The sequence below is a fragment of the Streptomyces rhizosphaerihabitans genome, assembly GCF_025399795.1.
Taxonomy (GTDB): domain Bacteria; phylum Actinomycetota; class Actinomycetes; order Streptomycetales; family Streptomycetaceae; genus Streptomyces; species Streptomyces rhizosphaerihabitans.
The window spans coordinates 67,396-82,314 of record NZ_JAODTZ010000038.1 but is presented as its reverse complement, the minus strand read 5'-3'; the positions used below and the strand labels follow the sequence as shown (position 1 = coordinate 82,314).

Below are 14,919 nucleotides of genomic sequence, written 5' to 3'. Positions count from 1 at the left end.
CGGTGTCCCGGTGGCGGGTGGTGAACACTCCTGGCGCCGTGAGCGGAGCCTGCCCGAGGTGAAGATCAAGACCACCCGGGAGAAGCTCCGCGAGGAATACACGCCGAGCAGCCTGATCGGTCGGACCGCGGAGTTCGGGCCTCTCCGGGCGGAGATGCCGGACACCTCAAGGAGAGCGCGGCTTCGGGCCGGCACCCGTGGGTGTCTCGCGATACGGGGCCGCCCGGCCGCCGGTGCCCTCGTGTCAGCCGAATCCGATCCCGATGAGCAGCGTGCCGATGGACGCCAGCGTGAGGCCCAGCGGGATCAGGCTCACGCCGATTCCCACGCCCAGGCTCTTCCTCCTCGCCGGGTACCACGGCACGCCCAGGGAGAGCAGCGCCAGCAGGAACAGCACCAGGGACGTGCCGATGGCGGCCTCCGTGCGCCCGCAGGGGTTGGCGGTGCTGCACGAGTCCAATGCCATGGGGGATATCAGCAGCAGCAAGGCGGCGACGAGCTGGACCGCCAGGGCCACCAGCACACCGACCAACGGGGCGATCCACCACTTCCGCCGGGGCTGTGCCCGGTCGGCGGGGAGGGATCCGGCCGCGGACGGCGACGGTGAGGGAGAGGGCTGAGTAGGGAACTGCGGTCTGGCGGATGTGCTCATGGGCGCAGTATGGCGTCCTGGTGAACGTTCGGTGAAGGCTGGTCCGTTCTGGCGACGCGCCGGTGTGGCGCCGGACGTCGTGGTTCCGTCGGACGGTCCTCAGGGTGATGCGTATCCGGACGATTCGGGCCGATGTCCGCCCGTACGGTGATCTCTTGGGCGTTTCGAGTCCTTTGGTGTGGCCCGTCGGTGAAGCCTGAGCTCCAGCGGAGCGTGAGTCCAACGGTGACGGCCTCGAGGCCCTGGCGGAGGAAGTCGGCGAAGCCGCCCATCGGTTTGGGGTTCCCCCGGTGTGCACCTGGAAGGCGGCACGGGCCGAGCAAGAGGCCCCGGTCGGCCTGCGGGGCAACGGCACCAAAGAAGAAGAGGAGCGTCGGGTCCGGCAACTTCCGAGCCCAGGGCGTGAGTTCGGAATTTCGCACCCGCCCCGGCGGATTTCCGCACCCGGTCCGGCGGAAGGCATCGGTCGAGCAGCCCAGGGCCACCGCGCCGTCCGGACCCGGCCGCGCGTCGCGGATCCGGAGAAATTCCTGCTCACAGACCTTACGCGCGACCTTCGAACTGCCCTATCTTCTGCACCCATGCTCCTTGCCGATGATCAGCGCGGCCGCCGTCGGCTTGCCCGCACAGCGTCCCTCACCACCGCGGCCGTACTCGCGGTTCTCTGCGTCGCCCTCGGCTATGCCGACGGGACCGGACTGTTCGCTCCGGAGAACTGGCTGGACGCGGGATTCGTACCCGGCAACGCCACGAGCCCTGCCTGGGCCACGGTGGTGTTCATGCCCCTGCTGATCGGTGGCAGCGCGGTGGCCGTCCACCGGTTGGTGCGCGCCGCGGCCCCCGGGGCGAGGGCGCGATGGGTCTTCGGCGCCGTCTGGTCGAGTCTGATGCTGGTGGCGTTCCTGGCCAAGCTGGCCTACAGCGCGCTGCTGCTGGTGATCGCCGGACCGGGCGGGCTGCATCTGCTCCCGACGGCCGGGGCGCTTCTCGCGGAGTGCGGTCTGACCGGCGCGAAGTACGCCGTGTTCGGGCCGCTCGTCGCGGGTTTGACGGCGGCTGCGTACCGGATCGGCGTGTGGAGCCTCCGTGGCGAGCGCGCCGCAGGGGATTCGGACGGCGGCATCGACGAGGGCGCCGGCGTCGACGGGATCGGCGGGTTCGCGTGGCTGCCGGCCGGTGCCGCAGTGGCGCTCCAGGCGGGTACCGGCGCGTTCGCCTGGGCCGCCGGCCCGATACCGGGCGGCTCCGGGGTGGCGATCCTGGTCGCCGGGGGCGCGGCGGTGTGCGCCGGTGCGGGGCTCTGGCGCCGAGTGGTGTCGCCGGGCCTGACCCGCGCCGGTTTCGGGGTGAGACTCTGGTCGCTCGCGACGACGCTCACCGCGGCGGGCGCCCTCGGGTTCGCGCCGCTGTGGGTTCTCGACGGGTGCCTGAACGGTTTCGGCGGAGCGCTGTTCCCGGTCGCGTCCGTGCTCGTGCGGGTCGCGGAAGGTGTGACCGCGGGCGTGTGCGCGAGCGTCGTGGCCGTGCCCTGGGCCGCCGAGCGGGCGTGGAGGCGCCGGACGGAGCCCTCGGCCGAGCGCCGCGGCCTCGCCCGTGCCGTCGGATGGGCGCCGCCGGTCGCGATCGCCGTCCTATTGGCTCTCGCGGTCGGCACCGTGTCACCGGCAACCGCGGCGGGCTCCGGCGGCACCTCGCCGCGGGCCGCGGGCCGCGACCGGAACGGTCTGCTGCCGCTGACCGTGCTGCGCCGAAGCGGACAGCCTCCGGTGATCGGAGACAGCGCGGGGCGGCAGGTGCTGCTCCGCGGCGTGAACGTCAACCAGCTCATCGACTACGGGCAGCCCGACCCGGCCAAGGGCACGGTGTGGCCGCTGGAGGACTCCGACTACGCCCTGATGGCCCGGTACGGGTTCGACGTCCAGCGGCTGGCCCTGTCGTGGTCTGCCTTGGAGCCGAAGCGAGGCGAATTCGACGAGGGGTATCTGGCGCGGGTGCGCACCGCGGTCGACCAGGCCGCCGCGCACGGGATCCACACCGTCCTCGACATGCACCAGGACACCTTCTCCAAGTACGTCAGCGCGACGCCGGGGACGCACTGCCGCCCCGGGGCGACGCCCGAGTTCGGCAACGACGGCGCCCCGGACTGGGCGACGCTCACCGACGGCGCCCGGGCCTGCGGCTTCCTCGGCCGCGACCTCGCGCCCAACGTGCAGCAGGCGTTCACCAACCTCTACGACGACACCGACGGCATCGGCACCGAGCTGGCCCACGCCTGGGGCCGCCTCGCCGCGGAGTTCGCGGACGACCCCGCCGTCGCCGGCTACGACCTCCTCAACGAGCCCGGCCCGGGCGACGCCCCCGGCGTCACCTCCTCACTCCTCCTCGGACGCCTCTACCAGCAGGCGATCACCTCGATCCGGGCAGCGGAGTCGAAGGCGGCGTCGAAGCCTTCCGGCGGCTTCCACCACCTGGTGTTCTTCGAGCCCTCGATCCTTTGGTCGGGGCTCGGCTTCGACACCACTCCACCGGTCGGGTTCGCCGACGACCCACTGCTGGTCTTCTCGCCTCACCTGTACAGCGAGTCGATCACCATGGACCAGGGCCTGGGCGTCACCCTGACCTCGATCGAGCAGGGCTACACCACCGCCGAGCGCACCGCCCGGGCGTACGGAGCACCGCTGTGGTCGGGCGAGTGGGGATGGTTCGGGGACCCCGACGACTTCCGATCCCGGTTCGACCGTTTCCTGGCACGGCAGAACACCGACGTGCTGGGCTCGGCGATCTGGGTGTGGAAGAAGGCCTGCGGTGATCCACAGAACGACCCCGCAGCCACCACCTCGGGTGGCGGCGTGGTGTTGTACACCTGCCCCGACGGCAAGCCGTTGCCGAGCCCGGCCTTCGAGACCACGGAGCTGTCCCAGGCGTACCCTCGCAGCGCCCCCGGTCGCCTGAACTCCCTGCGGTCCTCCGCCACAACGCGGGACCTGCGGCTGTCGGGCTCCGGGGTGGGCACCCTGGACGTGTGGGTCCCCGGCCCCAGCCGCCCGGAAGCCACGGGGAGCGGCCTGACCGGCATCGGGCTGGTGGAGCAGCCCGGCGGCTGGCGGTTCACCGCGCACACCTCCCGTCGGTACACCCTTCACGTGACGTAGCGGTTCCTGTCGGCCTGCCCACCTCGGAGGTGGGCAGGCCGACGACACCGATGATCCAGCTGCGGAGTGGAGGGCGTTCGGCGAGGTCCGTTCCGCCGTCGACGGAAGGCCTCTCCCGAACGGCTTCGGAATCGGGCATGATGGGTCATCCGTACCGGTCAAACGACGCTGATCCGTCGTCAAAACTGATCCATTGCCCTTCGGACACATCGAGCGGACACCCCTTTTCCCAACCGTCAAACGCTGCCCGGTCACGCCCGCGCAGCGGTGCGTTCCGGTGGCACCGCGGCAGCGGCCATGTCTTCGATCCCGGAAGGAAGTGCCGTGGCACCGGTGCTTGTTGGACGCGTAGGACTGCTGGCCGGAGAGCGCATACCGGTGATAGGGACCAGGGTCACCTTCGGACGTAATCCGGAGAACACCATCGTCATCTCCAGCTTGAACGTTTCACGCTTCCACGCGGAAATCGTCCTCGACGACACTCAGGGCTACGTGCTGCGCGACTGCGGCAGCAGCAACGGAACGCTGGTGAACGGCGAGGAAGTCGATGACCGGCTTCTCAAGCCCGGGGACGACATCACCATCGGTGACCAGGAGTTCCGCTTCGAGGTCCCGGACGCCATGGAGACCATCATGGCGCTCTCCCTGCCGAGGTCGCTGACCCACGGCGACGAGGAGGTCGAACGCGGGCCGGTGCTGCGGGTCACCATCGCGGGCGGGGGCCCGGTGGGCCTGTCGCTCGCCCTGCTGCTGGAGCGCTTCCTCGGTACCCAGGTGAACATCACCGTCTACGACGGCCGGTGGCGCAAGCAGGGCCGCAAGGTCGTCTGGAAGGACGCGAGTCAGGGCAATGTCCGGCGCCAGCAGGTGGTGACCGTCCAGAGCCGCCAGTACCTCAGCCTGCCCGAGGAGGTGCAGACCCGGCTCTTCGATCCGGACAACTACACCGAGATGTGGCCCTCCGGCCCCGACTCGATCGGCGATCACCACCCGCGCAACATGCGCATCGCCTATATAGAGGACCGGCTGTTGGAGGTGGCGAACGAGAAACCCGGCCGGATCCGGCTCGTGCCCGCCCGGTTCGGCATCGATGAGCAGCAGGAGGCCCTGGCCACCCAGCACGTACTGGCGATCTGCGACGGCGGACGGTCGCGCACCCGCGAGCACTTCGCCGCCAAGTTCGGCAGAGCGGACGAGTCCATCTACTCGCTGAACGACCGCCATCTCCAGGACGTGGTGCTCGGCCTGCGGGTGAAATCGGGTCTGAGCGACCCCATGGCGGTACTGCTGACCGTCGGGCAGAACCGGTTCCTGCTGAACTCCCTGCGCGGAGAGGGCTTCCTCAACATGCGCCTGACGGACGCGGAGGCCGCGGAGGTCGTCGGCATCGATCCGGTGCGCCGCGTCTTCGAGGAGTGCATCGCCTCGCGCCCCTGCCTGATGGGGCGTGACGAGTACGGCGACTTCCAGTGCTCCACGCACAGCACCCTGTTCCTGCCGGCCCTCGTCAAGGGCTCCGCCCTGTGGAAGCGGGTGGGGGAGGGGCTGCGCCTGTTCGGCGTCGAGCCGGACGACCTGAGCGCGGTCACCTCCTTCCGCCTGGACATGGTCCAACGTCCCCGCTTCACTGCCGAGTTGCTGCCGCCCACGGCCAACTCCACCGGTACGTACGGCTTCCTGCTGGGCGACGCCGCCAACGCCATCCACTTCTGGCCGGGGCGGGGACTCAACAGCGGCCTGGCCTCCGCGATCTCGCTCGCACGGTCGCTCAACGCGGCATGGAACGGCAAGCCCTTCCGGGACGCGGACTTCCTGCGCCACGAGGCCGCCATGTCCATGCTCCAGTACCGGCACAAGAGCCGCGCCTGGAAGGCGATGGTGACCACCGACGATCAGGGCGCCACCTGGGCCATCAAGGACATCATCGCGCACGGCATCGACGGAATCGCCGAGGAGCCGGATCGCGAGGCGGACACCGCGACGCTGCTGGATCGGCTGCGCGAGATCCGCACCCGGCTGGCGACGCGCATGCCCGGTCTGCCCGACGACGAGGCGATCCTGGAACGACTGGGGACCCTGGAGGGCAGCACGCTGCGCATGCTGGTGCTCAGCGGCGCCTGGGACACACTCACCATGGGCGGCGAGGAGGTCGACATCGACATCTTCTACGGCCGGGACTCCGCCGCCGCGGCAGCCGCAGTCGAGGCCCTTGAGCCGGCCGCCCTGCTCTGAGAAGCGCCGACCCCCTCCGCACGCGCGAGCCCGCGGCCGGGCGTGACCTGCGGCTCGCGCACGTGTGGTCGGTCACTGGTGGTTGCTTGTGCCGGTCGAACGCTTCGGCGCGCTGGGGGAGTTGCGGTCGGCGGCGACCGGGTTCGAACGCAAGGATGAAAGCCGTTATGATCTCCGCGGCAAGGCCGTAGCGCAGAGGTCGTCGCGCCCAAGCATCGAGCTGGAGGACGTCGGTTCGAATCCGGCCGGCCTTGCCGCCTTTGTCGTGGAGGAATGTCGATTGGCGTCGGTTCGTCCCGGGCGGTCGCAGGGCGATGCCGCCCTCGGCGGGCCGGGCACCGGCGATGGACCGGTGGAGTGGTGATGACGCAGCCGACACCCGTACGCTGCCCCGCGATCGAGCACCCGGACATCCCGCTCAGTGACCCCGTCGCTCTGCAGCCTCTGCTGGACCGGCTGCGGTCCGCGCAGCCGGTCGAGGCCGACGAGATCTTCCCGCTCGGCACCGTGCGGGCGGACGGGCGTATCGACCTGTGCAAGCAGGGACTCGGAGCGGTGGGTGCCGCGCGGCTGATGCCCGTCGCCGCCGCCTGCGCGTACGCCGCGCACGTCCTGCTCGGCACGAACGCCATCGGGAACGACGGAGCCCGTGCGGTCGCCGACGCGCTGGTCGACGGCCATGGCCTGCGCACGCTCTACCTCGGCTGCAACCGCATCGGCCCCGAGGGTGTCACCGCACTCGCCGACGCGCTGACGACGGACGGCACCGTCCGCGCCCTGTGGCTCAAGCGCAACCCGGTCGGTGACGACGGCGCCCGCGCGCTCGCCGCGATGCTGCGCCGCAACACCACGCTGCGCACGCTCGACCTGGTCAACACCGGTCTGACCACCGACGGTCTGCGGACCCTGTTCGACGCTCTCACCAGCCGGACCAGCCCAGTCGAACGCCTCTTCCTCGGCGGCAACGGCCTGACCGCCGACGCGGCCCCCCTGCTGGCGGCGCTGATCCGCGAGGCGGGTGTGCGCGAGCTGTATCTCCCCGCCAACCACCTCGGAGACGAAGGCGCCGCGATCCTCGCCGCCGCGGCCGACCCTGTACGGCCGGTGCGCCTGGGCCTGGGCGGCAACGGGATCGGTCCCGCCGGTGTCCGGGCCCTCGCCGACCGCCTCGACGGGATCGAAGCACTCGACCTGGGCCGGCCCATGTCGGAACGCAGCCTCGGAGCCACCGCGAACACCCCCGGCGACGAAGGCGCCCACGCGCTGGCCGCCGCCCTGCCGGGCAGCCCGCTGCGCCGGCTGGACCTGTGCCACACCGGCCTGACCGGGCGGGGCGCGAAAACACTGCTGGCGGCCGTGCCCGACAACTCGCCCCTGGAGTACGTCGGTCTGGGACCGGGCCTGCCCCGCAACGTGAAGCGGTCCTTCACCCGGCGTCTGCGGCCCGCCGCCGGGGCGCATCCCGATCTGCGCGCGATAGGGAGCGTCTACCGTTGAGTTCTCGTGGCGACCTGCGTTGCTTCCTCCCGGACGAGGTGTCGAGCCGGCGCCGGATCCGCCAGTACGCGGTGCCCCGCTGGATGATCGAGCGCGCGAGCGCATACCGTCTGGCCGGCGACTGGCGGGGTGCCTGCGCGGCGGCCGACGTCGACGTCACCTTCGACCTGTCCGACATCGCCGGCCGCTGGGGCGAGGACATCGCAGCCGTGCTGGAGGACGACCTCCGCCACTTCGCCCCGGACCTGCTGCGCTGGCACCTGCCGCGCGCACTCGGCGGGCGGACCACACTCGCCAAGAACACGACCGTCGTCCTCGCGCGCTACCGCCCGAGAACACCTGACGCGGGCCGCCCGGCCACGCCGTACCTGCACGTCACCACTCCCGCGATGATCGACGGACCGCAGCGGATCACCCTGCGGTTCGCGGCCGTCAAGGGCGAACGGGCCGCAGGCGTCTTCGGGCAGACCCTCCAGGACTGGCGCGAGGCGCGGCACCTTTGGGATGTCCGGCACACCGCCGAACTGCGCGAACGGTGTGGCGGCGGCACGGACCGGCCGCCGTTCTTCCACGCCGACGCCACCGCGCGCGACACGGACGAGCTGCCGACGGCCGATCCCGGCGACGGCGACCCGGCGGCGCGGGCCGAGTGGGCCACGCTGCTGCACCAGAGGGGCGAGACCCGGGCCGCGTGCGCCGCCGTCGGCATAGAGCTGGATCTGACATCCGCGCAAAGGTCTTGGTACCGCGAGGAGCCGGAGCGGCTCCTGGACGGGATCGCACTCAACCTCACTCGCCTGGAGCCGGAGGTCCGTCGGCAGGTGGCCGAGGGCGTCTCCGATCGCTTCCTCGTGGCCACCACGCACTGGCGGGCCTTCCTCCTGCTGGAACCCTCCGACGCCGGCGGCCTGCTGGCGCGCATCGTCGACCGGGAAGAGGCCAAGGGTGAGCCCACCCTCGCCGAAGCCCTGTGGCGCAGGCTCCCCGACCTCGATCTGATGCGCGCCGGAGGCCTTGCACCGGAGCATCTGCATCCGCTCGTCCGTGCGGCCCTGTTCCCCGCTCTCCAGGTCCCGCAAGGCCCGGTCGGCCCGCCGGGTCCGACGGCGCCCGCACCCGTACAGGTCAGATGCCGAGGGCAATGGCACGAGGTGGGCTTCCGGCCCGGATCGCTGCTGCGCATGCCGCACAGCGACGAGGAACAGCAGCGTGAACGCGCCCTGCGCGCCTTCGGCGGTGCCGTCGCCGGATGCTTCGCCGTGGAGCAGACGTGGACATCCGGAGCAGGCCGCCTGCCGAAGGAACTGAGGGCGCAGCGCAACGACCTGTTCCTGCGCGCCCAGCACGGTGACACCCCCGGCGTGCTGGAGCTCCTGGACGCCGGTGTGGACCCCCGGGTGCGGGACGCCGGCGGCCGCACCCTGCTCCACGTACTGAACCTGCTCGACCACGAGACGCTGCTGCCCCGGCTGCTCGCGGAGGGACTGGACCTCGAAGCCCGCGACCGACGGCAGCGCACGCCGCTGTTCGTGGCCGTCAACGACCTCGGTACGACGGCGCTGGTGGAGGCGCTCGTCGCCGCCGGGGCGCGGCTCGACGTGACCGACGAGTCGGAGTTGTCGCTCGACCAGCTCGTCCGCCGGTACAAGCGGCCCGACCTGGCCTTCCTCCAGGACCGCGTACGCGAGGAGCATCCGGGCACTGGTGCCGAGTGGTGGGACGAATGGATGGAGGAGCAGGCGGAGTACCACGCTGACGAGTCCGACGAGGAGGAAGAGCCCTTCTGGGGGGACGAGCCGATGGAGGAGCCGGAGCCGCGACACGCGGATGACCCTGGCGGGACGGCAGAGCTCCTCTGGGGGGACGAGCCGATGGAGGAGCCGGAGCCGCGACACGCGGATGCGCCCGATGACGAGGAGGAGTCCGCGTGAGTTCCGACCGCACAACCGCCCCCACCGCGTCGTCCGGCCCGCTGGCGGCCGCGGACGACCTGAACCGCAGGCTGCGCACGACACGGACCGAGCCCGCCGCGAACCCGCAGCTGGAGGCGCTGGCCCTCGCCGTGACGGCCAATCAGCCCGTACTGCTGTGGGGGGAGCCCGGTATCGGCAAGTCGGCGGCCCTGGAGCAGTTGGCCGCCGGGCTCGGCCTGCCGCTGGAAACGGTCATCGCCAGCGTGCACGAACCCTCCGACTTCGCCGGACTGCCGATCGTCGGTGACGACCCGGCCGTGACCGGAGTCCCGATGGCTCCGCCGGACTGGGCGGTGCGCCTCGCCCGGGCCGGACAGGGCTTGCTCTTCTTCGACGAACTGTCCTCCGCGCCGCCGGCCGTGCAGGCGGCGCTGCTGAGGGTGGTGCTCGAACGACGGGTCGGCAGTCTGGTCCTGCCGGAGGCGGTGCGTATCGTCGCGGCCGCCAACCCGCCGTCCAGCGCGGCGGACGGCTGGCATCTCAGCCCGCCGCTCGCCAACCGGTTCGTCCATCTGCAATGGACCCACGACCCCCGGACGGTGGCCCGTGGCATGGCCGGCACCTGGCCGGAGGTGACCGTGCCCGTCGTCGGTTCCGCCCGGGTGCCCGGTGCGGTCGCACGGGCCCGCGGCGCGATCTCCGGCTTCCTCACGGCCCGGCCCGGCCTGGTCCACCACCTCCCCGGCGACGCCGAGAACCGAGGCCGGTCCTGGCCGTCCCCCAGGACCTGGGAGATGGCCCTCAAACTGCTCGCCACCGGGTACGCGGCCGGGGCCGGCCGCGAGGCACTGGCCGCCGCGCTCACCGGCGCCGTCGGCGACGGCGCCGGCCTGGAACTGCTGTCCTACCTCGAACACCTCGATCTGCCCGACCCCGACCGGGTCCTCGCCGACCCGGACGCCTTCGCCCTGCCCGACCGCGGCGACCGGCAACTGGCCTTCCTCATCGCGGTGGTCGCCGCCATCCAGAGCGACCTCACCCGGCCCCGCTGGGAGGCCGGCTGGACGGTGCTGGCCAAGGCGGTGGACGCGGGCGTACCGGACGTGGCCGCCCGGGCCGCCACCGACCTCGCCGCGATGCGGCGCCTCGACTGGCCCGTACCGCCCGGCATCGACGGGTTCCTGGACCTGCTGCAGATGTCGGGGGCGCTGCCCGGCGGCGGCCGGTGAGCCGCGCGGGGACCACGGGAGACGCCCGTAGCGCCCTGGACATGACCAAACTGCTCGCCGCCCGCTACCGGGCGGCCGGCGACCGGCCGTATCTGGCGGCGGCGTTGTACACCCTGACCGTCGTGCCGAGCACCGAGGTGCCGACGATGGGGGTGGACCGGCACTGGCGCTGCTATGTGTCCCCTGCCTTCGTCGAGGCGACGCCGGTGCCCGAGCTCGCGGGTGTGTGGGTGCACGAGGCGGCGCATCTGCTGCGCGACCACCACGGCCGGGCCGACCGGCTGCCCGCCGCCGTCCAGCGCGACTGGCATCGCGTGAACGTCGCTCAGGACTGCGAGATCAACGACGATCTGCTCGCCGACGGCCTGCGGCTGCCCGAGGGGCGCATGGAACCCCGCCGGTTCGGTCTTCCCGAGGGCCGGCTGTTCGAGGAGTACGTGGACCTGCTGCCGCCGCAGGTGCGCACCCCGGACTGCGGATCGGGCGCCCACGGCCGGCCCGCACCCTGGGACCTGCCGGGGTCCGCCGGGACCGCACGGATCGGCGAGGTGGAGGCGCAGGCGCTGCGGCGGCAGACCGCCGAGGCGATGCGCGCCCATCAGCGCAGCCGTGGTTCCCTGCCCGGGGGCTGGCAGCGCTGGGCCCAGGAGATCCTGGAACCCACGGTGGACTGGCGGCAGGCGCTGTCGGGCGCGGTCCGGGAAGCCGCCGCATGGGCGGCCGGAGCCGTCGACTACACCTATCGCCGCCCCTCGCGCCGCACCCCGGCGATGCGCGGTGTCGTGCTGCCGAGCCTGCGCCGGCCGCTGCCGCGGGTGGCCGTGGTCATCGACACCTCCGGCTCGATGGGTGACGGCGAACTGGCCGCCGCCCTCGCGGAGGTGACGGGCGTCCTGCGCGAGGTGGGTGTACGGGGCAATCGCGTGACCGTGCTGGCCTGCGACGCCGATGTGCAGGCCGTGTCCCGGGTGACGGCCACCGAGCAGATCACCCTGGGCGGCGGAGGCGGCACGGACATGCGCGTCGGTATCGAGGCGGCGCTCGCGGGTCCGGACCGCCCGAACATCGTCGTGGTGCTCACCGACGGGATCACCCCCTGGCCCGACGAGAACCCGCCCTGCCGCGTCATCGCGGCTCTGATCGGCTCCGCCGCACCACAGCCTCCTGGCTGGGTGGAGGCGGTACGCATCCCGGATCCCGGGCCGACGCAGTGAGCCCTCCAGCGGTAGGGACAGCTGTCCACGCCATCCATACTGCCCGCCCCTCTGCGGCCTTCCCTGTCGTCCGAGACGCGCGCGGCCGGCCAGTTCATGTCTCCCGAGCAGCTGACCGGCGACCCCGTGACGCCCGCCACCGACGTGTTCGCGTTCGGCGCGGTACTGACCTACGCGGCCACCGGCACCGGACCGTTCAGTACGGGCTCCGCGCAGTCGCTCAACTTCCGTATCGCGTACGAGGAACCGCGCCTGGACGGGCTGCCGGAGCAAGGCCTGGAGATCGTCGCCCGCTGTCTGGCCAAGGATCCGGAGCAGCGCCCGGACGTGAGCACACTCATCAGGGAACTCGCCGACACGGCGGGCGACATGAGCCGCACCCCTACTGAGATTGTCACCAACACGGCTGTGTGGCTGCCCGATCAGGTCGCCGCCGCCGTATCGGCCACGGTCACGGCAGCCGCCGTACCGGCACCGGCCGTTCCGCACCGGCCCAAGAAGGCACCCGCACCCGTCTCCCCTCGCAAGCCCGCCCACCCGAAGCCGGCGGCTGACGCTCCGGTGCCCGCACGCCCCGCGGTCTCCGCCGAACCACCGCACCGCCCCTCGGCGGGTACGTCGCCGACCCGGCCGCGGAAGGCAGAAGCGCCTGCCATCCGTCCTGCGCTCACCGGAGAGGTCGAGGTCCCGACCACGCCGGTCACACCGGCCGCTCCGCCCCACCCCTGGGCAGTGCGTCGCGTCCTTCTCCTTTCGATCGCCTGTATCGCGTTCGTGCTGGCGATGTGCCTTCCGTTCAGCTATCGCGCATCCGTATTCGCGTTCCTGTTCGTTGGCTGGTGGCCGTGGTGGTCGCCCAGTTGGCCGTTCGGCGGCACCTGGCCGTTCGTGCTCACCGCCGGGCTCGCCGTCACCAGCTGCGCCGCCGTCATGGCCATGCTTCGCCGCTTTCCCACGGGTCCGGTCCCTGGTCCGGTCCGGCGCCTTCACTACCTGGCGACCACGCTCGCCGGAGGGCTCCTCTCCCTCCATGTCGCTCTGGGCCTTGGAGCGCGGGGGGACCTGTCCTTCCTCGAATCCGGCGCGTGGTTCTTCGTCCTGGGTTGTGCGGCGTTGGTAGCCGGCACGGTCCGGCTGTCGGGTCCGAAACCCTCCGCCGCACCCATTTCCTGACGAAGGGGTGTATCCAGCGCCGGCCCGCAAGGCCGGTACAGGGGCGGTGAGTTCCGGAGCGAGGGCCCTCGGCGTCGCCGACGTGCGTGGCCCTATCGGCCGCGGCGTCCCCTCGGCCGGTGGGACGGGATGCCTGGACGGCCTCACGGGTGGCCGTATCCGATCGGTGCGCGGTCGAGATGGCCGACCCTTCCGGAGGCATATTCGCCCAGGGTGCCCTGCTCCCGGCCTTGCGCCGGTCATGCCGTGCCCCTTATAACCGTCCGAGCAGGCATCGGTGGGGATGGCCGGAAATGGCAGTTGCCGCCGACCAGGGGGATCCTCAGCTCCGCCGGGATCAGACAGCAGCGCACGCAGACCCACGCAGACCCACGGAGACCGAGGACATGACCGACAACGCCTTTCGCGATGCCATGACCCGCCTTGCCGTCGACCCGGCCTTCAGGGCCGAACTCGACGGTGACACCGAGGAGGTGGCCCGAAGACTCGGCCTGACACCCGCGCAGGTCGGCGAACTCCGTGCCCTCCGCGTCGAGTCCGGCACCGCCGGGGGACCGGCCGCACTCGACCCGCGGCTGTCCAAGTCGTCTCTGTTCTTCGGGAGCGCGGCACACGCGCTGGCGCACCATGACGTTCCGGATGTCCCGGCCGACCACGTCTCCGGTGACCACGCCTCCGTCGACCACGCGCCCGACCTCTCCTTTCCCGCTGACGGCCACGAGGGCGCCGGCGGCTTCGACGTCTCCGCCACCGGCGCCCAGAGCCTGCTCGGCGGGGGGCTGGTCCAGGAGTCGCCGGTTGATGTGAGCGGCGGATTCGGTGAGTTCGGCGACTTCGGAGGGTTCGGGAACGAGGACGGGACGGACCTCGGCGGGCTCGGGGGACATGTCGGTGGGGGTGCCGAGGGCGGCTCCGACGGCGGCTTGGGTGACTTCGGCGGGTTCGGTGCCGGCGGTGCCGATGGCGGTTCGGGCGGGTTCGGTGATGGCGGGTTCGGTGCCGGCGGTGCCGATGGCGGTCCGGGCGGGTTCGGCGATGGCGGCTTCGGAACCGGCGGTGCCGATGGCGGTCCGGGCGGGTTGGGTGATGGCGGCGCCGGTTCCGGTTTCGGTGACGGCGGTGCCGGATCCGGTGGCGACCTCGGCGGGTTCGGGGGTCACGGCGGTGGCTTCGGTGGCGAGGGCGGCGGCGACGCCGGTCACTTCGGGCACGGCGGCATCTACGACCGCGGCGAGGACGGTGACGGCGGCGGGGACAGCGGTGGCGGTGAGGGTGGCGGCGGAGACAGCGGCGGCGGGGACAGCGGCGGCGGCGGTGGCGGCGACCAGGAGAACACCGGACGTCGGCCCGGCGGCGGTGAGGGCGGCGGTGGCGAGGGCGGTGGCAGCGGCGGTGAGGGCGGCGGTGAGGGCGGCGGCGGAAGCGGTGACGGTGGCTCCTCCGGCGGCGAAGGCGGTGGCCACGGTGGTTCCGGCGGCGGTGAGGGCGGCGGTGGCGGCGACGGCGGTGGCGGCGAAGAGGGCGGCGGCTCCGGCGGCGGGGGCGAAGGCGGGGGCGGCGGTGGTGACCAGGAGAACACCGGCCGACGCCCCGGAGGCGGCGGTGAACCCGGTGGTGGCGACGACGGCAGCGGCGGCGGCAGTCAGGAGAACACCGGACGCCGGCCCGGCGGCGGTGGAGAGCCCGGTGGTGGCGAAGGCGGCGGTGGTGGCCGCGCGGGCATCCTCGACGGCGCCGAGAGCGTGCGCGGCGGTGTGAGCGCCCCCGGCCTCGGCGGCATCGCCACCCACCTCTCGCCCTCCGCGCCCGGCGCCGCCACCGACGGCGGCTTCTCCGGCGGAACGACTCTCAGCGGCT

At 72.3% G+C, this 14,919-nt stretch carries 9 protein-coding genes and 1 tRNA gene; 8 read left to right on the top strand and 2 right to left on the bottom strand.

Features of this window, described 5'->3' with window-relative positions:
• Positions 1-244 precede the first annotated feature (244 nt).
• The gene (locus tag N4G66_RS30860) at positions 245-652 is read right to left on the bottom strand and encodes a hypothetical protein (protein ID WP_261707542.1); all 408 of its coding nucleotides are present in this window, start codon (positions 650-652) and stop codon (positions 245-247) included.
• A 581-nt stretch (positions 653-1,233) separates the two neighbouring features.
• On the opposite strand from N4G66_RS30860, the gene N4G66_RS30855 reads away from it, so the two are divergent.
• From N4G66_RS30855 to N4G66_RS30820, 8 genes are all read left to right on the top strand, one after another.
• On the top strand, positions 1,234-3,804 hold the full coding sequence (locus N4G66_RS30855; RefSeq protein ID WP_261707541.1) for a glycoside hydrolase family 5 protein: 2,571 nt from the start codon (positions 1,234-1,236) through the stop codon (positions 3,802-3,804).
• A 324-nt stretch (positions 3,805-4,128) separates the two neighbouring features.
• Complete coding sequence (locus N4G66_RS30850; RefSeq protein ID WP_261707540.1) at positions 4,129-6,036, top strand: FHA domain-containing protein; 1,908 nt, start codon at positions 4,129-4,131, stop codon at positions 6,034-6,036.
• Positions 6,037-6,217: 181 nt separating this feature from the next.
• Positions 6,218-6,290 (top strand) — tRNA-Arg (locus N4G66_RS30845).
• 109 nt (positions 6,291-6,399) lie between these two features.
• Positions 6,400-7,533, top strand: coding sequence for a gala protein (locus N4G66_RS30840; RefSeq protein WP_261707539.1), 1,134 nt, complete (start codon positions 6,400-6,402; stop codon positions 7,531-7,533).
• Entirely contained in the window at positions 7,530-9,464 is a 1,935-nt protein-coding gene (locus N4G66_RS30835; RefSeq protein ID WP_261707538.1) for an ankyrin repeat domain-containing protein, read from the top strand. The genes N4G66_RS30840 and N4G66_RS30835 overlap by 4 nt, the downstream gene beginning before the upstream one ends.
• A complete protein-coding gene (locus N4G66_RS30830; RefSeq protein WP_261707537.1) occupies positions 9,461-10,675 on the top strand; it encodes an AAA family ATPase in 1,215 nt (404 codons plus the stop codon). The genes N4G66_RS30835 and N4G66_RS30830 overlap by 4 nt, the downstream gene beginning before the upstream one ends.
• A 41-nt stretch (positions 10,676-10,716) precedes the next feature.
• Positions 10,717-11,889, top strand: coding sequence for a vWA domain-containing protein (locus tag N4G66_RS30825; RefSeq protein ID WP_261707536.1), 1,173 nt, complete (start codon positions 10,717-10,719; stop codon positions 11,887-11,889).
• Between the two features lie 21 nt (positions 11,890-11,910).
• Complete coding sequence (locus N4G66_RS30820) at positions 11,911-13,062, top strand: protein kinase domain-containing protein (RefSeq protein ID WP_315903716.1); 1,152 nt, start codon at positions 11,911-11,913, stop codon at positions 13,060-13,062.
• A gap of 239 nt (positions 13,063-13,301) precedes the next feature.
• Here the strand turns inward: N4G66_RS30820 and N4G66_RS30815 are convergent, their stop codons facing one another.
• On the bottom strand, positions 13,302-14,852 hold the full coding sequence (locus tag N4G66_RS30815; RefSeq protein WP_261707535.1) for a hypothetical protein: 1,551 nt from the start codon (positions 14,850-14,852) through the stop codon (positions 13,302-13,304).
• Positions 14,853-14,919: the final 67 nt, after the last annotated feature.

Coding starts and splice junctions, on each gene's coding strand:
- N4G66_RS30860 (WP_261707542.1), bottom strand. CDS start 652: ATGAGCACATCCGCCAGACCGCAGTTCCCTACTCAGCCCTCTCCCTCA.
- N4G66_RS30855 (WP_261707541.1), top strand. CDS start 1,234: ATGCTCCTTGCCGATGATCAGCGCGGCCGCCGTCGGCTTGCCCGCACA.
- N4G66_RS30840 (WP_261707539.1), top strand. CDS start 6,400: ATGACGCAGCCGACACCCGTACGCTGCCCCGCGATCGAGCACCCGGAC.
- N4G66_RS30825 (WP_261707536.1), top strand. CDS start 10,717: ATGACCAAACTGCTCGCCGCCCGCTACCGGGCGGCCGGCGACCGGCCG.